Consider the following 25,335-nt stretch of genomic DNA (forward strand, 5'->3'; position numbering starts at 1 on the left):
TCAAAAAAATCCCGTTTATAATAAACTTAATGAATATGAACGGGGGATTATCTTAATGAGGAATTTATATACAGATTTTCAAATTAAGGAATTAGAAAAAAATCCAAATATAGTAAGTGTTTCAGAACGGACAATCACCTACAGTCCTGATTTTAAGATAAAAGCAGTACAGGAATATAAACAAGGGAAGTTACCTTCTCAGATCTTTATTGAAAATGGATTTGAATTAGAGATTATTGGCAAAAAGCAACCTAAACGTTGTCTCCAAAGATGGAGGGAAACCTATGATCGTTTTGGTGAGGAAGGGTTCCTTACGGAACGTCGTGGTAAGGGAAGTACAGGGAGACCATCCTCAAAATCCCTTTCTGTAGAGGAACAACTTAAGAAGGCAGAAGCTCGGATTAAATTCCTAGAGGCTGAGAATGATTTTTTAAAAAAGCTAGAAGAATTAGAAAGGCAGGCGTTGAAGAAGAAAAGATATTAACAAAGGCTGAAACGTTTTATTTGATTGAGAAGACAATTAGGGAACACCAGTTGAAGGGTTCTGTTACCTACCTATGCAAATTAGCAGGTGTAAGTCGTAGTGGCTATTATGACTGGCTAAAGTCTGCCTTATCACGGGAACTTCGAGAAGAGAAGGACGAATTAGATATAGAACTAATTAGGCATATCTTTATAAGTAAAAAGGAGAAGGTTGGAGCCCTTCAAATCAAAATGTTCTTGGAGAATGATTATTTAGCTGTGATGAACCACAAGAAGATTAGACGGTTGATGGCTAAATATAATCTAGTAGCCAAGATTAGAAGGACAAATCCTTATCGAAAAATAACAAGGGCGACTCAGGAACATCGTACCTGCCCCAATATCCTTAATCGTGAATTTAGCCAGGAAGAGCCAGGGAAAGTGTTACTTACGGATATTACCTATATTTATTATGGTAATGGACAGAAGGCTTATTTATCTTGCGTTAAAGATGGAACAACGAAAGAAATCCTAGCTTATTATTTATCGACTTCCTTGAAAATGGATATTGTACATAAGACACTGATAAAGTTAGAAAAAGCAGTAAATGGCTACTTCCATCCGGAAGCAATCTTACATTCAGATCAAGGGTTTCACTATACTCATCCTGAATTCCAGATGAAAGTAAAGAAATTAGGACTAACACAATCCATGTCCCGCAAGGGGAATTGTTGGGACAATGCCCCAATGGAAGGATTCTTTGGCCACTTCAAGGATTTGGCTGAGTTTAAAACGTGTGAAAGTATATCTGAAGTGAAAATAGAAATCGATAGAGTAATAGAGGATTATAACAACTACCGTTATCAATGGGGCTTAATGAAAATGACCCCGGCACAATACCGGGGTTACTTATTAGCAGCATAGGCACTTTTTTTAAACTGTCCGTAATGTGGGGCACAGTTCAAAATTCTAAAACAGCCTCTTTTAATTAATATATTATAAAAAATTTTGTATTAAGATACTGATGTAACATCCATTTGTACACGTGGCGTGTTCCAAAGTTCCATCCACTTTTTAATAGCAGATACTAATATGATGACACCCAAAATGAGCATGATAATTGATAATATTGCATTCAGAACATTGAAACCTGCTGCAGCTGGGTTTAAGTAAACATTTTTCACCATCCAATAGCCTGCATAGTTTACTGTAATAAACAAATAGGCAAGCGGGATGAGACATGTTAACATATATCTCCGTTTATCTGCCATTTTCAAAATAACAGTCGCACCAATAATTAACCCGATTGAGGCCATAAGCTGGTTGGATACACCAAATAATGCCCAAACGGAACCAATGTCCCCTGAATAAAGAAGATATCCCCACATAAAACATGCTAATGCACTCGCAATAATGTTTCCAGGCAGCCAATCCGTTTTTTTCAATGGCTGATAAAATTCACCGAAGAAATCTTGAATGAGATAACGAGCTACACGTGTGCCTGCATCGATTGCCGTTAAGATAAAGACGGCTTCAAACATAATAACAAATTGAAAGAAGTAAGATGATAAGGTATCAAACCAAGGTATGCTTGTAAAGATATACGTCATCCCTACAGCCAATGTTACGGCCCCACCAGTTCTACCTTCTAAATCTAATCCAATTTCACGTGCTAGTTCTGGCAAGTGAACAACTTCCATTCCTAATGTTTTAAATACTTCAGGTGTTGAGTTAATCGCAAAATAATCAGCAGGCTGTAGAGCAGTAGCTGCAATTAGTGCCATGATTCCTACTAAACATTCAACAAGCATTGCTCCAAAACCGACTACTTTAATATCACTCCAACGATCGAGCATTTTTGGTGTTGTACCTGAACCAACGAAGGCATGGAATCCAGAAATGGCTCCACATGCGATCGTTATTGAAATGAACGGCCACACTGGTCCTGCTAAAATCGGTCCGCCTCCGCCAACAAACTCTGTTACTGCTGGAAAGTGGATCGAAGGATTAATAATGAACACTCCAATAATTAAAGCGATAAATACACCAATTTTCATAAAGCTGCTTAAGTAATCCCTTGGTGCAAGTAAAAGCCATACTGGTAAAGCTGCTGCAAAGAAAGCATAAATAGGTAAAATAATAGCCAATGTTTTTGAATCAAGTGTTAAGAAATCTCCAAGTGCAGTACCTTGTATGGATGGTCCTGCAAAAACCCCAATCATAAGCAAAATAAAGCCAACTGTTGAAGCTAATTTTAAGTTTCCTGTTTTCTTGTAAAACAAACCTACACCCATCGCAATTGGAATGGTAATTCCTACTGCAAACGTTCCCCATGGGTTATTTTCAAGAGCATGAAGCACAACCATGGACAAACCAGCCATTGTAATTGTAATAATAAACAACATCGCAAGTCCTGTACAGAAACCTGCAACAGGTCCAAGTTCTTCTTTTGCTACTTCAGAAAGTGATTTGCCTTTTTTTCGCATTGACGCAAAAAGAACAACTGCATCATGTACAGCCCCACCAATAACTGCCCCAATTAATAACCAGAGCAAGCCTGGAAGATAACCAAATTGAGCTGCTAAGATTGGTCCTACAAGTGGACCAGCTGCTGCAATCGCAGCAAAGTGATGTCCGAACGTTACCCATTTATTTGTTGGGACATAGTCTTTCCCATCATTTAATTCATGTGCTGGAGTAGGTTTAGCATCATTGAGCTTTAAAACCTTAACAGCCATGAATGTCCCATAAAGACGATAAGCAATCATTAATATACACATCGAAGCAATAACTATTGTAACCGCATTCATTTTATGCGACCTCCTTATAGGTTATTTGTCTTCATGTTACTACTTAAAAACGCTAACATTGCGGTTTCAAAATAAAATGCTAAAATGAGAGACTGAGCCGCATATTTTCAAGTCTGAAATGCAATTAAAAATCCAGCAATTGTTTTAGATCCTTTGTATATGTTCGACTTACCGGTACTTTTTCCCCGTCTTTCATAATGAGATTATAGGTGGAGTGAAACCACGGCTCAATTTCTACAATTGCATATATATTTATTAAAAATGCTCTATGAACACGTAAGATTTGATGTGATTGAAGCTTTCGTTCAAAGCTAATGAGTGGTTCACTGACTTGATATTTATTTTTTTCCGTAACAACGATTGTTTTTCCATCAATTGTTCCAATATATAATAGTTCATTTACGTTGATGATGACTATTCGTTCATCAACTGTTATCGCTAGCCGGTCATTCCCTTCAGTCCGATTGCTTATTTTTGCTCCATTCATATTTTTCTTTGTACGCAGAATTTTTGCTAATTTTTGGATTGTTGTTTGAACTCTCGTTTCATCGAATGGCTTTAATAAATAGTCAATTGCATGCAAGTCAAATGCTTTTAATGCGTATTCATCAAATGCAGTTGCAAAGACAATTTCCGGCCGATGTTTTTGTTGAAGAATCTTACTAGCTAAATCCAATCCACTTTCACCTGCTAACTGAATATCTAAAAAAAGGACATCCACTTCCACCTCAAATATCTTTCCAATTGCATCGTCAATCGATTCTGCCTCACCCACAATTTCCACTTGTTTTGTTCGGCGTAATAAATATGCTAACTCATCTCTAGCTAATGGCTCATCATCAACGACAAATGCCTTAATCATCTTAATTCCCCCATTGGCTCAATTGTTAAAGGTAATATCATAGACACTTTTGTCCCACAATCTTGTCCACTGCTGATCGTAAACGATCCTTCTTGTCCATATAACTCTTCAATTCGCTTTTTAATGTTCCATAGTGCTGTTCCAGTTCCTTCATCAGAATGAACGGTTTCTTTTCCGATTAAACCAGTTAAGTTCTGAGGAATTCCCATACCGTTGTCCTCTGTGATAAGGACCATTTTCCCGTTTTTTATCTGTGCAGTAACCGCCACCTTTCCGTTTTTCATCTTTGGAAAAGCGTGACGAATGGAATTTTCCACTAATGGCTGTAAAGTAAACGGCGGGATTAAAACAGACTTTAACGCTGGATCTATCTTCATCTCAACTTGGTATTTATCAGGATAGCGAGCTTGTTCTAAGGTTAAATATGCTTCCACATGTTCAAGTTCTTTTTCAAGCGGTATTAAAATTTGCCTCGCACCTTGCAGGTTGCTTCGAAAAAATGTACTAAAATTTAATAAGAGCTTTCTTGCTTTATCCGCATCTGTACGAATTAGACTTGAAATGGTATTCATTGCATTAAAAAAGAAGTGGGGATGAACTTGCGCATGTAGCGCTTTAATTTCCGCATCCTTCAATAGTTTCCTTTGCAATTCTGCTTCTGCAAGCTCTAACTGTGTTGAAAAAAGCCTGCTTAGACCTTCAGCTAGCTCCTTCTCAACTGTATCTAATTTGCTTGGCTGGGTATAATAAATCTTTAAAGAACCTACTGTCTGATCATGTGCTTTTAAAGGCAATACAATTGCAGCCTGTAAAGGGCAGTCTTCTTTAAAACATTGTATTTCACTTCTCGACTTGGCAACTTCTACTTCCCCTGATTCTAGTACTCTCTTAGTCAATCTAGTTGCAAGTTGGTGAGATGGGTTATGATGGTCTAAACCTACTCCAACATGTGCAAGGGCACGTTCTTGATTTGTAATCGCAATTGCATCAGCATTTGTTCCCTTTAGCATAATTTCGGCAACTTCTTTGCAGGAATGCGGGTTTAACCCTTGGCGAAAAAAAGGAAGCGTTTGCTGTGCAATATAAAGAGCTTTTTGTGTTTGTAATGCACTTAGCCGTTCTTTCTCAAGAAATATGTTTTGAATGATAAAAATAAATAATAACGTTCCAAAAGCATTAATAACAATCATCGGAATAGCAATTACTTCAACAAGATTGAGAGCGGATTCATATGGCTTCGCAATCAATAGGATAATCCCCATCTGCATACATTCCATTAAAATCCCGATCACCACAGCTCCATAAGGTGATCTATTTTTTCTAATTCCGAATCGTTTTCCTATAACCCCTGTGGCGATTCCAGCAATTATTGTAGATAGAGCACAGGCAATAGCTGTAAACCCACCTAGTGTTAGACGGTGCACACCTGCGATAACACCTACACCTAAACCTACAAATGGACCACCAAGTAACCCCCCGATGACAACACCCATAATTCTTGTATTGGCTATTGCTCCATCAATATCGCCATCAGCATTCCATGCTTGCGCCATAATTGCTCCATTATTAATTAATACTCCAGTGTAATTGCTAATGATGCCAAATAGACCAAATATCATAATTAAACTTATTTTTTCAGTAAAAGTATGCTCATTATGGATGATTTGGCGAAAAGATTGCATCTTAGAAAGCAAAAACGCAACAATAACAAGAATACCAACTCGCTCTATCATTAAAGGCAATAATTCAATCATATTCGATTCCTTCTCCCTCCCAGCCTCAGAGTTATATTATACAATATTTTAAATTTCTGATGAGGAACTGACTTCACAATTAATATGCAAGTAAAAGATGAAGTAAACTATTTAATCCAGATTTCTTCAATAAAAAAGGAAGAAAACACAATTTTTAAATAGAATGATCTATTTACTTGGCTAGACCAGTTATAAAAACAGCATATCTTTTACTTTCCTCCATTAAGAAAGGCATTACTGCTCAATGCAGTAATGCCTCAAATATTCTTATGCAACTTGTTTAGAAGAAGAATTAGGCTTAAATTCTCCCTCCCATTTTGAAATCACTACTGCTGCAAGTGAATTACCTACAACATTTACTGCTGTTCTAGCCATATCTAAAATCCGATCGATACCAGCAATAAAGGCTAAACCTTCAATCGGAATTCCGACTGTTCCTAATGTCGCCAATAGTACAACGAATGATACCCCTGGTACACCAGCAATACCTTTAGATGTCACCATAAGAACTAGCATTAAAGAAATCTGCTGTGATAGTGACAGGTCAATTCCATACATTTGTGCAATGAAAACGGCAGCTAATGCTTGATATAATGTTGAACCATCTAGATTAAATGAGTAGCCCGTTGGAATAACAAATGAAGCAATCCCTCTTGGACAGCCGAATTTAATCATTTTTTCCATAATTCTTGGTAATACTGTTTCTGAACTTGCTGTAGAGTACGCAAGCAGTAATTCATCTTTTATTAACTGAATAAATTTGAAAATATTAACCCCAGCCATTTTTGCAACGATACCTAGTACCACAATAATGAAAAACGCCATGGTCAGATAAACAGTAATAACTAATTTCCCTAGAGGAATGAGTGATTCTAAACCAAATTTAGAAATCGTTACTCCGATTAACGCGAATACACCGAATGGTGCAAACTTCATAATTTGATTTGTCATATAAAACATAGCGTCAGCTGTACCTTGGAAAAATGCTAACACTGGCTTTCCTCTTTCTCCTATTGCTGTCAGTGCAAAACCAAATAAAACAGAGAAAAAGATAATAGCTAACATATCTCCTTCGATAAAAGCAGTAAAAATATTGCTAGGAACGATATTGACAAATGTTTCAGCAATACCGTGAGTTTCTACATTCTCAGCTGTTTCAACATAACTATTGATATCGGTTTTTTGAATAGATCCCATATCCACTCCAGCACCAGGCTGGAATAAGTTCGCAACAACCAGACCAAGTATAATAGCGATTGTCGTAATGATTTCAAAGTAGAGGATCGTCTTACCACCTAAACGGCCAAGTTTTTTTGTATCGCCAACACTTGCAATCCCAACAATAATACTTGAGATGACAATTGGTATAACAATCATTTTTATTAATCTTAAAAATATATCACCGATCGGCTGTAAATATGCAGCTACTTGTGGATTACCATAAAAGATCGCTCCAACAATAATCCCAAGAATTAAACCGATGAGAATTTGCCAAGCAAGTCCAATTCTTTTCAACGTTATTCCTCCCATCTTACACTTATACATTATATATAATATCCTAAAAGAACTTTTTCTACAATAATAATAATTACGGTTAGGAAATAAGAACCACCCTATAGATACAAAGAACTTAATTGTTTAAATATTCAGTTTTAAATATTACAGAATAATAAAAAAGGTTTATTTTCACAAAACAGCTCCACTTTATAGGCCTAAATAATCAAATAATAAAAAACAAAGCAATAGGTATTTCTTCTCGATTTCACTTTGTGTTTTTGTCGGTTGGAATCGAACCACTTCCACACCCTTTAGAACCAATTTCAATTTTCACCTGTTATCTGGTCTGGAGGATGGCCCTTTAAGTCATGATCACCTTTCACTCACTATGATATTGGTATTGTCATATTAAAAATCAGCTTGTACAATTTTTACCAAGCTGATTTTTCGCTTTCATCTTTCCTGTCTAATAAGATATCGAGTGAATATGCAATATTTTAGTTTTTATTAGTAAGCTGGTGATTCTTTTTCCCGCGATTAATAATTGGGTACAAGATCACTCCAGCTGCGAATAGTCCTATTCCCAATGTAAATGTCACCATATCAGCTATTCCAGATTTAATGACATAAATCGAGTATATAAGGGCAAAAACTGCAATGATTCCATCTACCATACGCAATCCATTTTGATGATCATATGTCTGTCCTTTTATAATTAGCTTCAAGAAAAAAATAGCTGAGACTAAATATGGTATCAAATAAGCAAGCGTTGCTGATGTCGTTAAAAATGTATAGGCCTCACTTATCGTACCTGATATAACCGATAGAATAAATAATTGTGACATTGCATTTGTTAATGTTAATGCTCGTACAGGGCTTCCCTTTTTATTAACCTTAGCAAAATATTTCGGAAAGACTCCTTTTGCTGCCGCTTAATAAGGTACCTCAGCACTTAGCAGGATCCAACCAATTGTTGATCCAAATAAGGCAATAATAGCGAGTATCGCCATAACTGTCGCACCGGTGTCACCAATCATAACAGAAAGTGCATCCACAAACGGTTTATCAGAAGCTCTTAAAACCTCTTGCGGTAAAACCCCCATAATAAGCAACGTTATTCCCATATAGATCAATAACGCAATAAATAAGCCGATAACCGTGGCGCGGCTGACATCTCTTTGTGATTTTGCCCGTCCAGATAAAATAACAGCTGACTCAATTCCAACAAATGCCCAAAGTGTTGATATCATCGCCATGTTAATTTGAGAAGAAAGTCCATGTGTTTGACCTGCTGAATCTATTACTGGTGTATAAAGATCCCCAAGGTTTGAATATTGAAATGTGAATAGTGCTGCAACAATAAATAAAGCAAAACCCATTATTTTCGTAACTGTCGCAACTACATTTAATTTTCCTGCAGCATTAAGGTTTGTAATTAAGATAAAATGAGTTCCCCAAAGCAAGATTGTACAAATAGTAAATGTAACAAATCTTCCAACCTCAATATCTTGATTTCCAACTGTTAATAAAACAGTAGAAGCACTCATAATCGGGAAGAATGTTGACAAGTATCCTGCAAAACTTGTAATGATGGCAACATTACTAATCCAGTTCGCAATCCAATATCCCCAAACCATACTAAATCCGGCTATATCTCCCGTACGAGGTGATTCAAATAATTCACGGGCATAGCTTTGCGGACCGGCAGTTAAGTCAGGTCTTCGAATCGATAATTTCCCAAAAACTAGTGCAATCATTAATACACCAAGACCTGTAAGTAACCATGCCAATGCGACGCCAAGAGGACTTGCTGTCTGTGCTAGTGTGCTCGTCAGCATGAATATCCCTGAACCTACCATATTACCTACAACTAAAGAGGTTAAAATCAACAGCCCCCACTTTTTTTCTTTCATCATAAACCCTCCGAAAAAAGCGCATGAAATTGTATATTCATGCGCTTTGAATTCAAAAAAACCGCAACAATCTCTTCATAGCTCTCCATAGATGTTAATCTATGACAGTACTACACCTTTTTGATGCAGTCCCAGTATGGATAGCTGGTGTGGTTACCCATACTTCGGCAGCAATTCCTTTTGTGTTTATTTCTACAATCCCACCAGATCTCCAAAAACACTACTCATAACCGCTGCAACCTCTACCTCACCGAGATATGATGAGGATTTCACCTATATAATTGTTTAGTTTTGAGAATATCAAATCATTTTATCCAGTGTCAATAAGCTACTAAAATGCTTTAATATTCTTATTCTTCAGAACTAAATTTTTCGTTTCATTCTACTATTGAGAGTTATTCTTTAAGATGGTAGGGAACAGTAGTGACAATAACATCCTTTCTATAAAGAAGTACTGCACGAATGAGTAAACTTGACTGATTGTGAAGAATATTATGCCATTTTTTCTTTGGAATGAACTGCGGTATCAATACAGTTACCCGATAGTTCGATTCGTTTGCTTTATGTTCTACTGTGTCAATGAACTTTTTTAACGGATGGATAATACTTCTGTAATAAGAGTAAAGTGTAACTAATCTTATATCAGGCTGCCATTTTTGCCATTTTTCTTCAAATGTTTTTACATCTTTTCTTTCAAAGGAAACATACACCGCAATAATTTGATCTGCCTTAAGAGACTTTGCATAGTTTAGCGAGTTTTCAACCACATGAGTGATTCCAGCTACAGGTACAATAATGACATTTCCTTCAATTGGTTTAACAGGATCACAAGTTGTTATCCTTAGCTGGTTTCCTACCGCCAAATAATGACTTTTAATCCGATGAAAGATGATAACAAGTAATGGTAAGAAAATTAAAACAGACCATACTTGACCAAATTTGGTGATAAAAAATGTTAACATAACTAGAAAACTAATTAAGGCACCAATGAAATTGATCACTAATTTAACAATCCAGCCTTTAGGCTTTTCTCGAATCCATTTTACGAGCATCCCGGTCTGAGATAATGTAAAAGGTATAAAAACTCCTACAGCATAAAGTGGTATCAATTGTTCTGTTTGGCCTTTAAAAACAATGATTAACAGAATTGATGCGGCTCCTAGAAAAATAATTCCATTTGAATACCCTAAACGATCGCCTCTTATCGTAAACATCCTTGCAATATATTTATCCTTAGCAAGGTTAAAGGCGAGTAATGGAAATGCTGAATATCCGGTATTCGCAGCAAGTACAAGGATCATAGCTGTTGTTCCCTGTATGAAATAGTACATGAAATTTCTTCCAAACGTTTCTGCAGCAATTTGTGAGACAACCGTCTCCTCAGCTTTTGGTGTAATGCCATAGTAATAAGCTAAATAAACGATTCCCGAAAATAAGATAGCTAGTAAAATCCCCATTGCCATTAATGTTTTTGCAGCATTTTTCGGACCGGGATCTTTAAAGTTAGGAATAGCGTTAGAAATGGCTTCAACACCAGTTAATGCTGAACTCCCAGATGCAAAAGCTCTTAGCAGCAAAAATAAGGTAATACCAGTTACTGGTGTGCCTATAGGTGAATGTAAATCTGGTGAGACATTGCCAGTTAGTATATTATTAATTCCTACTCCAATCAGAATAAATAACGCCAATACAAATAAGTAAACTGGATAAGCTAACACAGAGGCTGACTCTGTTATTCCCCTTAAATTTAAAATCGTTAAAAAGATAACCAAAATACATGCAATTAGGACATTATAGTCATGTAAGTTTGGAAAAGCAGAAGTAATCGCATCCGTTCCAGCAGATACACTTACTGCTACGGTAAGTATATAATCGACTAATAACGACCCCCCTGCAATTAACCCAGGATTGACACCAAGGTTTTCCTTCGAAACGACATATGCTCCCCCTCCGTGCGGATAGGCAAAAATAATTTGTCGGTAAGACAAAATAAGAGCCGTTAATAGGAAAAGCACCCCAATAGCAATCGGGATTGAATACCAAAAAGCAACCGTACTTACTGTTACTAAAACAAGTAAGATCTGTTCAGGGCCATATGCGACTGACGATAAAGCATCAGAAGATAAAATGGCAAGAGCTTTCTTTTTATTAAGTTTTTGTTCCCCTAATTCGGTTGACTTAAGTGGTCGACCAATTAAAAATCGTTTAATCGCAGCTATCATTTTTGCACCACCAAATTAGTATTAAATTCATTTTATATATTCCCCAGGTAACTCCATATAAGCCGTTAATTAATTAATTTTTAATATCTTAATAACGACAAAAAGCCCACAAGGCATAGTAAATAGCCCTGTGGACATTAGTTTTGATGTCTCACCTGCTTCACCGACCTCTCATAACGCTTACGGAGTTAGCTGTCGGGTTCAGGACAAAAGAGTATCCTTACCTACTTAAAATAGGATTCACCCCAAGAGGATAAAAGATCCACATAAATTGGGTCCCCCGTTCCTAAAGGATTAAGCGATTTGATATATGAAACTGATGAATATATTACTCCTATGATTATATTTAGTAAATAGTTAATTTCTTCATAAAAATATTTATTATTTAATCCTGCTTATTATTTTAAATACACTAAATATACAGGAAAAGAATAAATCTATTGGAAAGGTTAAGAATACTTTAATAAAAGGAATGTTAGGTGGATTCTATGAAGAAGGAAACTGAACCTTTATTATCTGATGAGTTTTTAGATGAGATAGCTAGAGAGATTAATGAATTATATGGTGGTTCTTTAGATGAACAAAATGAGGAGCAAGGTGTGCAATCTAAAATTGAATAATAACAGTTATTAATCATTTTTCTATAAAAAATGCACAAAGTTTTTTGCCTTTGTGCATTTTTTCTTACTATTTATTATACTTGCGGCTCATCTGTATATACACGTTTTTCCTTAAATGTCTTAATAACACCTTTTTTCTTCAATTCTTTATGTTTCAGCTCTACCCATAATTGAGCAGCAATAAATATTGAAGAATATGTTCCAACGATTAAGCCAACAAGTAAGGCGATTGAGAATGGTCGAATTGCCTCACTTCCCAAAATGAGTAAGGAGATTACTGTGATCGCAACCATTAATACAGTGTTTACTGATCGTCCTAAAGTTTGGCGCAAACTTGTATTAACAACCTCAACAATATCTTCATATTTTTTCAAATATCTTCTTCTTTGCATATTCTCACGCATTCGGTCAAACGTTACGATCGTATCGTTTATTGAATACCCAACGACGGTTAAAAGGGCAGCAATAAAGGTTATATCTACTTCAAGACCTGTAACACTAAAGAACGGAATAATGAAAAATGTCGCATATAAGAGAGCGATTACTGCCGACACAGCCATTCGCAGTTCAAAACGTAATGTGACGAAAATGATTAAACCGACAATGGCAATAAGTAGTGCTGTTAACGCGTTTTTAGCAAGCTCTTTCCCAACAGTCGGTGTAACACTGCTTACATTAGGTTCGGCTCCAAATTCATCACTAAAGTGATCTTTTAAAGTGGCTATTTCGGATTTCGACAAGATTCCTTTAAAACGCGCCACTGCTGAATTATTATTTTCTCCCGAAATAACAATATCATCTGTCGGCAGATCTAATTTTTCAAGCTCACTAGCTACCATCTCTGTATTAAGAGGACTGTCAGAAAGCAATTCTACTCTTGTTCCACTCGTAAAATCAATACCTAGATTCAACCGAAGTATGAACAGAAGAATGATCCCTAAAACCAATATAGCACCTGAGAATGCAAAAAACTTACGACGATGCTTCACAAAATCAAAGCGATCAAATTTCGTTGGTAAATCAAGGGTATCAAAGCTTTCTGAGATGTGATGAATGTCTTTTTTCTTGACACCAAACCAGTTAGGCTTATTATTAAAGATTCTGCTGTTTACCCAAAGACCTAATAACCATCTTGAAAGATACACATTTGTGATAAAACTTCCAAGAATCCCAATGATCAAACTTGTCGCAAAACCTTTAACTGAGCTTGTTCCATAAAAGAATAGCACAGCAGAAGCTAAAAGTGTCGTTAAATTAGCATCTGTAACGGCTGAAAAAGAGCTTTGGTTACCTGCCTTGAATGCCGCTTGTATGGATTTTCCGACTTTGATTTCCTCTCTTATTCGTTCATATGTGATTATATTGGCATCTACAGCCATACCAACACCTAAAATAAGAGCTGCAATACCTGGTAACGTTAATACGACATTCATCCAATCAAATAATAGGAGAGTCAAATAGCTATAAACCGTTAATGTAATTGTGGCAATAAAACCTGGAAATCTGTAATAAGCAATCATAAAGACAAAAACAGCTAGTACACCAATAATGCCTGCAAATACAGTTTTATCCATTGCTTGTTCACCAAATGATGCACCTACTGAAGTTGAGTAGATTTCATCAAGTTTAACAGGCAGTGCCCCTGCATTCAGAATATCTGCTAAATTTTGCGCTTCTTCTAGAGTAAAATCCCCTACAATTGATACCGTATCCTGATTAAATACTTGACTTACAACTGGAGCAGAAATATATTTTGGTTGTGACTTTGTACTCTCTTCCACAAATGAATCTTTACCTTCTTCATGATCAAGCCAAATAACTAATACATTGTTAGGAGCTTGTTTCACAATCTCTTCTGTCACATCACGAAATTTATCGGCACTTTTTAGCTTTATCGAAACACTTGGTTTGCCATTCTCGTCAAAAGTTTGTTCAGCACCGCCTTCTGCTAAGTCAGTACCATCCATCATGAGACGATCATTTGCATCACGGAAAGAGAGGTTTGCCTCTGTTGATAGTATTTCCCTTGCTTCGTTTTGGTCTTCAACACCAGCTAATTGAACACGAATTCGGTTTTCGCCTTCTATTTGGATATTCGGCTCGCTTACACCTAAAATATTTACACGTCTATCAAGCGCTTCTGCGGTAGCTGCAAGTGCCTTTTCATCAATAACTTGTCCCTCTTTTGCAGGATTCACTTCATAAAGGATCTCAAATCCACCTTGTAAATCCAAGCCGAGCTTAATATTATTTAAAATATCTTTTGATGTTGTTAGCATCACACTAGTAAAGACAACAAGAAATATTAAAAAGGCAACTATTCGATTTTTTTTAATCATTTATGTAACATTCTCCTTATTATAAGACTGATTGTTTTTTGCTATAGCATATGATGTTCGTACTAATTTTTACTTAAGATAAATAATTAGCTTGGAATTTCTTCACAACCAAAAACGGCTTATCATAAGGAAGATATTCAATGAAGTTTTTTAACTGCTGATCAAGAAGCATTGTAACTTTCGCACTATCCTTAAGACTATTAAAAGTCACGAAGGTCTTCATTAAAAACAGCTTAAGGCTAGATGCATTATTTACAATTTGGACTTTATGATCACGATCAAGAAGTGTATAGGATGATTCTTCTAATGGATTCAATTGCGCATTGTCTCCAAATGTCAGAACAGGTGAAATCAACATTATTAAAATTGAAATACTTAATTGAATCATGTTAATCCGCCTTTCCAACATTTTCTTAATCTCCGTTATTATACTATAAGAAGTAATAAAATCATATGAACTCTTCGTGTTATCTGTACACATAAAACAATTAAATCTCTTTATGCTCATCCTTAAATGCAATAAGAACCGGGTATAGCAGAGGAAAAGGACAAACAAACCGTTACATTCCATAATCCTAAATAATAAAAGCCACAGATTTATTAGGTCTGTGGCTTTCACTCTAACTTATTTTGTAAACGCTTCTGTTAACACAGGAACGATTTGTTTTTTACGTGATACAACACCTTTAAGTGTTGCTTGATTATTATCTAGTGTAACATTGAAAGCTTTCTCTACTTTATTTGCTTCTTTTCCAATTGCAAGGGCAACTGAATCATTCGTTAAAATATCAGTTACAACAAATAAGAATAGATCTAATCCTTTGTCAGCAATTACTTTAGAAAGTGCTGCTTCTAATTCTGTTTTATGAACAAGGACATCATTTGTATCAACTGCATTAACTTGTCCAATTTCTACTTTGCTTGAACCCATTTGGAATTCTTTTGCATCAATTGAGATTAATTGTTCAACTGTTTTATCACTTAAATCAGCACCGGCTTTTAGCATTTCTAAGCCATATGTATTCGCATCAACGTCAGCGATTTCTGCTAACTCTTTCGCTGCATCGATATCTTCTTGTGTGCATGTAGGTGATTTGAATAATAATGAGTCAGAGATGATCGCTGATAACATTAATCCTGCTGTTTCTTTCTCAATTTCAACGCCATTTTCTTTATATAGTTTGTTAAGAATTGTTGCTGTACAACCAACAGGCTCAGCACGGTAATACAATGGATCACTTGTTTCAAAGTTTGCAATACGATGATGATCGATTACTTCTAGAACTCGAACCTCATCAATATCATCTGCACTTTGTTGACGTTCGTTATGGTCAACTAAAATAACTTCTTTTGCTTCACCTGCTACTTTTTCTACTAAGCGTGGAGCAGCTTTTTTAAAGGTATCAAGTGCATATTGTGTTTCACCACTTACTTCACCTAAACGGACTGGTTCAGCATTTTGGCCAAGTTTGTTTTTTAACTCAGCGTACGCAATAGCAGAACAGATTGTATCTGTATCCGGATTTTTATGACCAAAAACAAGTATTTTTCCCATAATGATCTCCTTTACACAATAAAATATATTCTATCATATCATAGTTTTTCTTGATAAAGCGAGACTTTCATTCGCTTGGGGTGACTTTTACCCCCGATTAGAACTTCGAGCATTCCAGGCAGATATCTGCCTATTTTCTTTGTATGACATGAAGCTTTAGCGATAAGTATTACTGCCTGTTATGAAAGTTACAAAAAAACTTCCCTACTTGTTATTGGAAGTAGGGAAGTTTCGATCTATTAGTACATTTCAGAAATTGTTTTAGCTTGCATATGAAGAACTAAGTAATCAGGTCCGCCGGCTTTTGAATCTGTACCAGACATTTTAAAGCCACCGAATGGGTGATATCCAACGATTGCTCCAGTACAGTTACGGTTAAAGTAAAGATTACCAACTTGGAAATCTTGTTTCGCTTGTTCGATATGAGCACGGTTATTTGTAATTACTGCCCCAGTAAGACCGTATTCAGTATTGTTTGCAATTTCAATTGCATCGTCAAAGTCTTTTGCTTTACTAAAGCCGACAACTGGTCCAAAGATTTCTTCCTGCATAATTCTTCCATTTGGGTCTAAATCAGCTATAACAGTAGGTTGGATAAAGAATCCTTTCGAATCATCACCTTCACCACCTGTTAGAATACGACCTTCTTCTTTACCAATTTCGATATAGCTCATAATTTTATCAAACGCAGCTTTATCAACAACTGGTCCCATGTAAACATTATTCGTTGTTGGTTCACCAAGTGAAAGTTCTTTTGTGAGTTCAACAACTCTTTCTAATACTTGATCATATACATCTTGGTGAATAACTGCACGTGAACCAGCTGAACATTTTTGTCCTGAGAAACCGAAAGCAGATACAACGATTGATTGTGCTGCTAATTCTAAATCTGCTTCACGATCAACAACAACTGTATCTTTTCCACCTAATTCAACAATAACGCGTTTTAAGTGGTTTTGACCAGGGTGAACAACAGCAGCTCTTTCATATAAGCGAACACCTACGTCACGTGATCCTGTAAATGTGATTAAGCTTGTTTTAGGGTGGTCAACTAAGTAATCTCCTACCTCTGCACCGCTACCTGGAATATAGTTTACTACTCCTTTAGGAAGACCTGCTTCTTCAAGTGCTTCAACAAATTTATACGCTACTACAGGTGTTGTACTCGCAGGTTTTAATAATACTGTATTACCAGTTACGATTGGTGCTACAGTAGTTCCAGCCATAATAGCTAACGCGAAATTCCATGGTGAAATTGTTACACAAACTCCAGTTGGTGTATAGATATATCTGTTTTGTTCACCTTCACGGCTATTTACTTTCTTACCGTCTTTTAACTCAATCATTTGACGTGCGTAATATTCAAGAAAATCGATTGCTTCAGCAGTATCTGCATCTGCTTCTCTCCATGGTTTACCTGCTTCTTTTACAAGCAAAGCAGAGAATTCATGTTTACGGCGACGTAGGATTGCAGCTGTACGGATTAAGATATTAGCTCTTTCTTCTGGATTAACCTTTTTCCATGTTTTGAAAGCCTCATCTGCAGCTTGAATAGCTTGTTCTGCAATTTCTTTATTGGCCTTTGAAACATAACCAACAACTTCAGCTTTTTTTGATGGATTAATAGAAGTGATTTTTGCTTCTGTTGTAATACGCTCACCATTCACAATTAATGGATATTCTTTTCCTAATTCACTTTCTACCTTTCTTAACGCCTCTTCAAAAGCTACTCGATTTTCTTCTACAGTAAAATCAGTAAATGGTTCATGTTTATATGTTGGTAACATGGATTCTCCTCCTAAAATGTTTTTCATAGTATTTATTGATGCATTAATCACAACCAGATGGCAGTAAATCTTCCTCAATAACAGCAAGTGTCATCATTGAAAAAACATTATCACCAGGCTTTACATTAACCCTTGAAATGATGCCACTAACACCTTGTTCTACTTTTCTTATTGCTCCATTTGGGGTTTTAATAAGAAATAAAGGTTCCCACTCGTAAACAAAACTTCCCTCTTTAATGAATACTTCTTCAACAATTCCATCAGCAAGACTGTCTATAATTCGATAGTAACCCACAGTTTATTCCTCCTTAAATCCAGCCCCTAAATCTTGATGCTTCAGCTGTTTTTTGTACGCCAACCATATATGCCGCTAAGCGAGTATCGACTTTATGAACAGATGCTGTTTGAATAACTGCGTTAAATGCATCTACTATTTTCGCACGTAGTTTTTCTAATACTTCTTCTTCCGTCCAGTAATAACCTAAATTATTTTGTACCCATTCAAAGTAAGAAACAGTTACACCACCTGAACTTGCCAATACATCTGGAACAATTAATACTCCTCGTTCAGTTAAAATTTTAGTTGCTTCCATCGTAGTGGGACCATTTGCTGCCTCAACTACAATTTTCGCCTTAATATTATGTGCATTTTCAACCGTAATTTGATTTGAAATAGCTGCAGGGATTAAAATGTCACACTCACGCTCAAGTAAATCTTTATTTGAAATTGTATTTTGAAATAAATTCGTTACTGTTCCAAAAGAATCACGTCGATCAAGTAAATATTCAATGTCCAGACCATTTTCATCATATAATGCTCCAACAGCATCGGAAATCCCGATAATTTTAGCTCCGCGGTCTGATAAAAATTTCGCTAAGTATCCGCCTGCGTTCCCGAAACCTTGAACAATTATTTTTGCTCCGACAAGATTCATTTCTCTGCGTTTAGCTGCTTCTTCGATACAAATCGTTACACCCATAGCTGTAGCAGTTTCACGACCATGAGAACCACCTAATACAACAGGCTTACCAGTAATAAATCCAGGTGAATCAAATTCACGAATTCGACTGTACTCATCCATCATCCATGCCATAATTTGCGAGTTTGTGAATACATCTGGTGCTGGAATGTCTTTCGTAGGACCTACAATTTGACTAATCGCCCTAACATATCCTCTGCTCAATCGCTCAAGCTCTGGAAAAGACATATTTCGAGGATCACAAATAATTCCTCCTTTACCGCCACCGTAAGGTACATTTACTATCCCGCATTTTAAAGTCATCCAGATCGATAAAGATTTCACTTCATCTTCTGTCACTTCAGGATGGAAACGAATGCCCCCTTTTGTTGGTCCTACTGCATCATTATGCTGTGCACGATATCCAGTAAATACTTTTATTTCCCCATTATCCATACGTACCGGAATTCGTACTGTTAGCATACGCATAGGTTCTTTCAACAACTCATACACTTGATCTTCATAACCAAGCTTTGTTAATGCTTCATGAATGATTTGTTGAGTTGATTCAAGCATACCAACTTCTTTGCCTTTTTCTTTGACCGCTCCCACGGAATCCACCTCATTTTCAATAGTACATTCTCTTTTTATTTTTCTAATACTTTATAAATCTTTTCAATTGCCCAATCTAAATCTTCTTGTTTAATTATAAGCGGTGGTGCAAATCGAATAACATTCTCATGTGTTTCTTTACATAAAAGTCCTTCTTCTTTTAATTGTTCGCAATATTCTCTCGCTGGTTCCTTCAACTCAACTCCGATGAATAAACCTTTACCACGAACTTCTGCAATCATTGGGTTTTTAATTTGTTGTAATTTTTCTTTGAAATAGTTACCTAGCTCTAAAGAGCGTTCAACTAATTTTTCTTCTTCAATAACTTCTAAAGCTGCAACAGAAACTGCACATGCTAGTGGATTTCCACCAAATGTTGAACCATGAGAACCTGGCTCAAACACTTCAAGTATTTCACGATTTGCCGCAACGACAGAAACAGGAAATACGCCGCCGCCAAGAGCTTTACCTAAAATGTACATATCTGGTTTTACATCTTCCCAATCACAAGCAAATAATTTCCCTGTACGTCCTAGACCTGATTGAATTTCGTCAGCAATAAATAGGACATTTTCTTTTTGACATAATTCAAGAGCTTCTTTTAGGAAACCTTCTCTTGGAATTTTAATTCCTGCTTCACCTTGAATAGGCTCAAGTAGGAATGCTGCTGTATTTGGTGTAATAGCTTCTTTCAATGCCTCAATGTCACCATAAGGAATGATTTTGATGCCAGGTAGCATTGGCCCAAATCCACGTTTATACTCTTCATTAGAAGAAAGTGAAACAGCACCCATTGTTCTACCATGGAAATTATCTTCACAAACAATGATTTCAGCTTGGTTATTTTCAATCCCTTTCTTATCATAACCCCAACGGCGAGCTGTTTTAATTGCAGTTTCTACTGCCTCAGCCCCTGTATTCATAGGTAGAATCATATCTTTACCTGTAAATTGTGCAACTTTTTCATAAAATGCACCTAATTGATCGTTATGAAATGCACGGGATGTTAATGTTATTTTATCTGCTTGTTTTTTCAAAGCATCAATAATCTTCGGATGGCAATGTCCTTGGTTTACTGCTGAGTATGCACTTAACATATCTAAATACTTATTACCCTCTGGATCTTTCACCCATGCCCCTTTTGCTTCAGAAATAACAACTGGTAGTGGATGATAGTTTTTTGCCCCGAGGCTTTCTGTCTTTTCGATAATTGATGTAGATGTTGTCAATGTAATTCCTCCTCTAATCGTCGTAGACCCTAATCTTTTTATCACTCACATAATTAACTTGCAAATTCCGTGCCAACTTTTTAATTAGCTTAAAATACGAAGATAAGTAATGAAGTAGATAAAAAATTAGTCGTCTTATTAAAAAAATTTGCTTTATTCGAAAAAAAATTTTTACAACTTGTTGCAGTTTTTAAGCTAGAATGAATCTAACGTTTTCTTATTGATAAGTTATTAGCCTTATAAAACAACTAACATTCATTCTCCCTTAAATTTCTTCTCACTATACATATATGCAAGTTCCGTGCCAACTTATGATCCAGTAGAATAATTCCATTTTTTTTTCGAATTTACGCTAAATTATTAATTATATGAAGAATTATTTGCCTATTCTACAATCAATCTATAAAATAAATGAAAAGAATATGATACAAATAAATGATTAATCTCAAAATTCGTCAAAAATCCTTTACATTTTCCATAAAAAAATAGCAAATAAATTGCTAAAGGAGATACTATAATGGAATCCAGCAAAATAAATCACCATTTTAAACAACTAACTACAATATATGAAACATTAATAAATGAAATTGATGTAGGTGTTCATGTTATAAACGACTCAGGTAAAACTATTATTTACAATAATAAAATGTCTGAGATTGAATCTCTTACAAAGGAAGATGTCATAAACAAAGATTTTTTAGATATTTTCAGGTTTGAAGATGGACAAAAAAGTACATTACTTGAAGCGTTATACCACAATAAAGAAATTAAAAATGTAAAGCAGACATACTTTACAAAAAAAGGGAAAGCAATTACTACAATTAATAATACGTTTCCAATCTACGAAAATGAAAAAGTAATTGGTGCCATTGAAATTGCTAAAGATGTAACAAAAATAGAGAACTTACTTAAAAATAATATGAATCTTAAAAGTAATACTCGTTATACTTTTGATAGCTTAATAGGTGAAAGTGATGCAATTAAAGAGGTTATTGAGATTGCCAAAAGAGCAACTCGCACGCCTTCTTCTGTATTAATAATCGGGGAAACAGGTACAGGAAAGGAATTATTTGCTCAAAGCATCCATAATGGAAGTGAGCATTCGTCAGGTCCCTTCATTTCCCAAAACTGCGCTGCTATGCCAGAAACTCTTATCGAAAGCATATTATTTGGCACAAAAAAAGGAGCATTTACCGGAGCAACTGAACGTATTGGATTATTTGAACAAGCTGAGGGAGGTACATTGTTATTAGATGAAATTAACTCATTAAGTCCAATGCTTCAAGCAAAATTATTGCGAGCAATTCAAGAGAAGTCGATACGACGCATCGGGGATACAGTTGATCGAAAGGTTAATGTCCGAATCATATCAACGATTAACGAGGATCCTGTGGAAGCAATTGCAAATAATCGTTTACGAAAAGATTTATATTACAGGCTTAGTGTCGTTTCCTTATTCATTCCTTCATTAAAAGAGCGAAAGGGTGATATTCATTTATTAATCAACCATTTTATCCAGAAATACAATCAAATGTTCCAAATGGATGTCAAAGGGGTAAATGAAAATGTCATGAAAATTTTCGAAGAATATGAATGGCCGGGTAATGTTAGGGAATTAGAACATGTTATTGAGGGTGCAATGAATCTAGTCGTAGATGAACCCATAATCGAAGTCTCACATTTACCATTTAACTTTAGAAATAAATCTACACTAGCATCACATCAGGAATTCCCAATTGTAAGTGTTCACGATATGAAAACAGTAAATAAACCTGAATCAATTCGTCATTTAAAAGACTACTTACTAAATGCAGAGGAATATTACATTAAAAAAGTGCTTGAAAAAAATAATTATCACAAAACAAGAACTGCTCAAGAATTAGGTTTAAGCAGACAAACACTTCAATATCGAATAAACCGTTTAAACATTAACTCTTAGCATATGTTTTTCGTATTAAATCTCAATAAAAAACTCCCCTTGACCTTCAAGGGGAGTTAAATTCCACCCTCTCTTTACGTTTTTGAAATATCTAAAAAACCTTCCCCAAAAACATCACGCACATCATGTATAGCTAAAAAAGCATGCTGATCAGTTGCCTTAACAATTTTTTTAAGCTTCACCACTTCTTGCTTGCTTATCACGATATATAGGATATCTTTAGATGTTTTTGTATAATACCCATGGCCAGAAAAAACCGTCACACCTCTGTCCATCTTCTCGTTTACTTGCTTAGCAATATCATCTGGTTTTTCTGATATGATGGTAATTGCCTTTTTAGGATTTACCCCTTCAATGATAAATTCCATTACTTTTGTTCCTATGTAAAGCATAATAATTGTAAGCATCAACCGCTCTGTACCAATGATAAAATATGATGATAAGGCCACAATTAAATCAAAAAATAAAAGACCATAACTTATACTCCAGCCAAGGTATTTGCTCGTAATTCTCGCAAGTATCGTTGTACCTGCAGTCGTTCCTCCTACCCGAATAATTAGTCCAATGCCAATCCCTGCAAAAATACCGCCAAAGATCGCATTAACCATTAATTCATCTGAGGAAATACTCCAAAATCTAGTTACATGCAGAAATAAGGAATTGAATACAACAGCTAATATCGTATAAATAATAGTAGTCTTATTTAAAAATTTAAAACCTATCACAATCAAGAATGAATTTATAATTAAACTTAATAATCCAGGAGACCATTCAAAAAGATAAAACAATATAATGGTTATACCTGTTACCCCACCTTCTCCAAGGTCGTTAGGTATAATAAAAAGATTGATAGCCAATGCAAAGATAAAAGAACCTAATAAAATATAAATGATATCAACTATTCTTTTCTTCATAAAATTACCTTCCTTTCTTTACTTACTTAACATTTAACCAAAATTTCTCTTTCCAAATGTAATTGATCTTTATGAGACTAAGATTAATTCACAGCCTTTCTATTATACCCTTATATAACATATATAAAGTTAGTAAATTACTAATAAATTCATGCAAATTCTATGCCAGTATTTAACCAACCATTTTTGGTAACTAAGCTTTATAAACGTTTAAATACTATTTTCCAATTATTTTAAAAATTAAAAAACACTCGTTACGATATTTCCAACGAATGTTTAAATTTATTTACTTAAAAAAGTTTGTGCTTTAAATGGCTTATACTAATTTTAAAAGTACCATTTTTTGCAAACTGAAAATATTCAAATCTAATTCTTGGCTGACTTTTAGTACACTAGGATGAGTGACTCTGTTTTTCTTTATCATTTCCTATATTTCCTGACGATTATCATCAATTTGAATACTTAATTCTAGAGCAATAGACTTTAAGCTCAGAGATTATTCCCCTTATTAGTCACTACTGTTAACTTATAATTGGCTTTTTGTTTTCATCTAATGTAAAACCTTCTCCCAATACATCATGAACATCACTTACGACGACGAACGCATGAGGATCAATTGACGTTATAATTTGTTTTAATCGAAAGATTTCTCCCCTGCTCACGACACAGTATAAAACTTCCAAATCCTGTTTAGAGAAAGAGCCCTTCCCTTTTAATATGGTCACTCCACGTTCCATTTCTTTCATAATCTTTTCGGAAATTTCCGGATTTCGATTGGACATGATCGTTGCCCCTTTTGCAGAATAAGCTCCTTCCTGCATAAAGTCGATAACCTTTGATGCGATAAAAACAGCTAGAAGGGTATACATTGCTTCTTTATAGTTTAGATATAACAACCAAGAAATCCCGATAACGCATAAATCAAATAAAAAGATTGTTTTCCCCATATTCCAGCCTACGTACTTTTCAACGAGGCGTGCAATGATATCGACGCCGCCAGTTGTTCCCCCGTTCCTGAAAATGATCCCTAATCCGATACCGATAAAGACGCCTGCAAATAATGCAGCAAGTGTCATATCCTCATGTAGCGGCATATTTATAGGGAAATGCTGAAATATTGCTAAAAATAGCGATAGGCTAACTACACCAAGAATTGTATAAATAAAAGACGTGCGTCCAAGTTGTTTCCAGCCTACAAAAAACAGCGGAATATTCAATACTAGATTTGAAATAGAAGGATCGATTGTAAATAAAAAATATAATAGCAGGGTAATCCCTGTAAGTCCGCCTTCTGCTAAGTTATTTTGCATATTAAAATTAACTAGTCCGAAGGCAAATATAGCTGAGCCAAGTAAAATAAATAACATATTTTTAATCTTTAACCCGTTAAACATTTCTTTTATCCTCCTTCATTAGTTTCTATCTTCAACAGAATAATAAAAGAAGCTGATTACTTCACTTTCAATATGATAGGAAGCTTAAGTACCGCCTGATATAACTGTCATTTCTATTTCCGTTAGTAAAGGTCTCTCATCTAAAAAGCCTAATTGAGTACTTAATGAGTTTTGATTTTCAAACAACAATAGTTTCTATTGTGTTCAAATCAGCCTGTAGCTGATTTGATACAAATATAAATATATTTAATATGGTTCGTGTAAATTCATTAAACAGCAAGTCTAGGGTTAATGTCTGTTATATGGTTAGGATGTACTAACCGTATAATTAAATCCATTCTTAGCAATAAAACATGAAATTATCCGATTACAATCATTCATGATTAGCAATAGTTATGTAAACGAAGGTATCAAACATTAAAGCGATTAAACATTGTCATAATCGGACAAATTATTAAAAAAATCCA

The 25,335-nt window shown here is 35.3% G+C and carries 17 protein-coding genes, 1 pseudogene and 2 riboswitches; of the genes and pseudogenes, 3 read left to right on the plus strand and 15 right to left on the minus strand.

Annotation, left to right across the window (positions count from 1 at the left end):
• The first annotated feature begins 55 nt into the window (after positions 1 to 55).
• Positions 56 to 1,386, plus strand: a protein-coding gene (locus tag GMB29_RS22285) for an IS3 family transposase (RefSeq protein ID WP_155443851.1) whose coding sequence is annotated in 2 segments (ribosomal slippage) — positions 56 to 425 and positions 425 to 1,386 — 1,332 coding nt in all. Because the reading frame shifts where the segments join, the coding sequence is not laid out codon by codon here.
• An 89-nt stretch (positions 1,387 to 1,475) separates the two neighbouring features.
• On the opposite strand, the gene cstA is transcribed toward GMB29_RS22285, so the two are convergent.
• The 6 genes and pseudogenes from cstA to GMB29_RS22315 all read right to left on the minus strand — a co-directional run bounded on the left by cstA (position 1,476) and on the right by GMB29_RS22315 (position 11,520).
• A complete protein-coding gene (cstA, locus tag GMB29_RS22290; protein ID WP_136352728.1) occupies positions 1,476 to 3,272 on the minus strand; it encodes a carbon starvation protein CstA in 1,797 nt (598 codons plus the stop codon).
• Between the two features lie 124 nt (positions 3,273 to 3,396).
• Positions 3,397 to 4,134: a LytR/AlgR family response regulator transcription factor gene (locus tag GMB29_RS22295; protein WP_136352726.1), complete on the minus strand. Its 738-nt coding sequence runs from the start codon at positions 4,132 to 4,134 to the stop codon at positions 3,397 to 3,399.
• Complete coding sequence (locus GMB29_RS22300) at positions 4,131 to 5,888, minus strand: sensor histidine kinase (protein WP_136352724.1); 1,758 nt, start codon at positions 5,886 to 5,888, stop codon at positions 4,131 to 4,133. Before GMB29_RS22300 ends, GMB29_RS22295 begins: the two co-directional genes overlap by 4 nt.
• 267 nt (positions 5,889 to 6,155) lie before the next feature.
• On the minus strand, positions 6,156 to 7,403 hold the full coding sequence (locus tag GMB29_RS22305) for a cation:dicarboxylate symporter family transporter (protein WP_136352722.1): 1,248 nt from the start codon (positions 7,401 to 7,403) through the stop codon (positions 6,156 to 6,158).
• 479 nt (positions 7,404 to 7,882) lie between these two features.
• Positions 7,883 to 9,301, minus strand: a pseudogene (locus GMB29_RS22310) (amino acid permease).
• A 67-nt stretch (positions 9,302 to 9,368) separates the two neighbouring features.
• Positions 9,369 to 9,551, minus strand: a riboswitch (Lysine riboswitch).
• Positions 9,552 to 9,693: 142 nt separating this feature from the next.
• Positions 9,694 to 11,520 carry an APC family permease gene (locus GMB29_RS22315; RefSeq protein ID WP_136352720.1) on the minus strand — a complete coding sequence of 609 codons (1,827 nt, stop codon included), beginning with the start codon at positions 11,518 to 11,520 and terminating at the stop codon, positions 9,694 to 9,696.
• 163 nt (positions 11,521 to 11,683) lie between these two features.
• Positions 11,684 to 11,831: riboswitch (cyclic di-AMP (ydaO/yuaA leader) on the minus strand.
• Positions 11,832 to 12,008: 177 nt separating this feature from the next.
• Here GMB29_RS22315 and GMB29_RS22320 point away from each other — a divergent pair.
• Positions 12,009 to 12,140, plus strand: a complete 132-nt coding sequence (locus GMB29_RS22320; RefSeq protein WP_136352718.1) for a hypothetical protein — start codon at positions 12,009 to 12,011, stop codon at positions 12,138 to 12,140.
• 74 nt (positions 12,141 to 12,214) lie between these two features.
• On the opposite strand, the gene secDF is transcribed toward GMB29_RS22320, so the two are convergent.
• The 7 genes from secDF to GMB29_RS22355 all read right to left on the minus strand — a co-directional run bounded on the left by secDF (position 12,215) and on the right by GMB29_RS22355 (position 20,621).
• Positions 12,215 to 14,479: a protein translocase subunit SecDF gene (gene secDF / locus GMB29_RS22325; protein WP_136352716.1), complete on the minus strand. Its 2,265-nt coding sequence runs from the start codon at positions 14,477 to 14,479 to the stop codon at positions 12,215 to 12,217.
• Between the two features lie 73 nt (positions 14,480 to 14,552).
• Positions 14,553 to 14,867, minus strand: coding sequence for a hypothetical protein (locus tag GMB29_RS22330; protein ID WP_136352714.1), 315 nt, complete (start codon positions 14,865 to 14,867; stop codon positions 14,553 to 14,555).
• Between the two features lie 237 nt (positions 14,868 to 15,104).
• Entirely contained in the window at positions 15,105 to 16,034 is a 930-nt protein-coding gene (locus GMB29_RS22335; protein ID WP_136352712.1) for a manganese-dependent inorganic pyrophosphatase, read from the minus strand.
• A 239-nt stretch (positions 16,035 to 16,273) separates the two neighbouring features.
• Complete coding sequence (pruA, locus tag GMB29_RS22340; RefSeq protein WP_136352710.1) at positions 16,274 to 17,821, minus strand: L-glutamate gamma-semialdehyde dehydrogenase; 1,548 nt, start codon at positions 17,819 to 17,821, stop codon at positions 16,274 to 16,276.
• 43 nt (positions 17,822 to 17,864) lie between these two features.
• Entirely contained in the window at positions 17,865 to 18,116 is a 252-nt protein-coding gene (locus GMB29_RS22345; RefSeq protein ID WP_136352708.1) for a biotin/lipoyl attachment domain-containing protein, read from the minus strand.
• A 13-nt stretch (positions 18,117 to 18,129) separates the two neighbouring features.
• Entirely contained in the window at positions 18,130 to 19,356 is a 1,227-nt protein-coding gene (locus tag GMB29_RS22350) for a Glu/Leu/Phe/Val family dehydrogenase (RefSeq protein ID WP_136352783.1), read from the minus strand.
• 71 nt (positions 19,357 to 19,427) lie between these two features.
• Positions 19,428 to 20,621 (minus strand): ornithine--oxo-acid transaminase, encoded by a 1,194-nt coding sequence (locus GMB29_RS22355; RefSeq protein ID WP_136352706.1) that lies wholly within the window; start codon positions 20,619 to 20,621, stop codon positions 19,428 to 19,430.
• A gap of 517 nt (positions 20,622 to 21,138) precedes the next feature.
• Between GMB29_RS22355 and GMB29_RS22360 the strand changes: the two genes are divergently transcribed.
• On the plus strand, positions 21,139 to 22,560 hold the full coding sequence (locus tag GMB29_RS22360; RefSeq protein WP_136352704.1) for a sigma-54 interaction domain-containing protein: 1,422 nt from the start codon (positions 21,139 to 21,141) through the stop codon (positions 22,558 to 22,560).
• Positions 22,561 to 22,634: 74 nt separating this feature from the next.
• Here GMB29_RS22360 and GMB29_RS22365 read toward each other — a convergent pair whose 3' ends face one another.
• Together GMB29_RS22365 and GMB29_RS22375 are read right to left on the minus strand one after the other, a co-directional pair.
• Complete coding sequence (locus GMB29_RS22365; RefSeq protein ID WP_136352702.1) at positions 22,635 to 23,474, minus strand: YitT family protein; 840 nt, start codon at positions 23,472 to 23,474, stop codon at positions 22,635 to 22,637.
• 521 nt (positions 23,475 to 23,995) lie between these two features.
• Entirely contained in the window at positions 23,996 to 24,868 is an 873-nt protein-coding gene (locus GMB29_RS22375) for a YitT family protein (RefSeq protein WP_136352699.1), read from the minus strand.
• Positions 24,869 to 25,335 lie beyond the last annotated feature (467 nt).

Origin of the sequence: Metabacillus sediminilitoris, assembly GCF_009720625.1 — a bacterium.
Lineage (GTDB): Bacteria > Bacillota > Bacilli > Bacillales > Bacillaceae > Metabacillus > Metabacillus sediminilitoris.

Bases quoted from the DNA above. Each gene is read 5' to 3' on its own strand.
- cstA (WP_136352728.1), bottom strand. From the start codon at position 3,272: ATGAATGCGGTTACAATAGTTATTGCTTCGATGTGTATATTAATGATT.
- GMB29_RS22295 (WP_136352726.1), bottom strand. From the start codon at position 4,134: ATGATTAAGGCATTTGTCGTTGATGATGAGCCATTAGCTAGAGATGAG.
- GMB29_RS22300 (WP_136352724.1), bottom strand. From the start codon at position 5,888: ATGATTGAATTATTGCCTTTAATGATAGAGCGAGTTGGTATTCTTGTT.
- GMB29_RS22315 (WP_136352720.1), bottom strand. From the start codon at position 11,520: ATGATAGCTGCGATTAAACGATTTTTAATTGGTCGACCACTTAAGTCA.
- GMB29_RS22320 (WP_136352718.1), top strand. From the start codon at position 12,009: ATGAAGAAGGAAACTGAACCTTTATTATCTGATGAGTTTTTAGATGAG.
- secDF (WP_136352716.1), bottom strand. From the start codon at position 14,479: ATGATTAAAAAAAATCGAATAGTTGCCTTTTTAATATTTCTTGTTGTC.
- GMB29_RS22330 (WP_136352714.1), bottom strand. From the start codon at position 14,867: ATGATTCAATTAAGTATTTCAATTTTAATAATGTTGATTTCACCTGTT.
- GMB29_RS22335 (WP_136352712.1), bottom strand. From the start codon at position 16,034: ATGGGAAAAATACTTGTTTTTGGTCATAAAAATCCGGATACAGATACA.
- pruA (WP_136352710.1), bottom strand. From the start codon at position 17,821: ATGTTACCAACATATAAACATGAACCATTTACTGATTTTACTGTAGAA.
- GMB29_RS22350 (WP_136352783.1), bottom strand. From the start codon at position 19,356: ATGCTTGAATCAACTCAACAAATCATTCATGAAGCATTAACAAAGCTT.
- GMB29_RS22360 (WP_136352704.1), top strand. From the start codon at position 21,139: ATGGAATCCAGCAAAATAAATCACCATTTTAAACAACTAACTACAATA.
- GMB29_RS22365 (WP_136352702.1), bottom strand. From the start codon at position 23,474: ATGAAGAAAAGAATAGTTGATATCATTTATATTTTATTAGGTTCTTTT.
- GMB29_RS22375 (WP_136352699.1), bottom strand. From the start codon at position 24,868: ATGTTTAACGGGTTAAAGATTAAAAATATGTTATTTATTTTACTTGGC.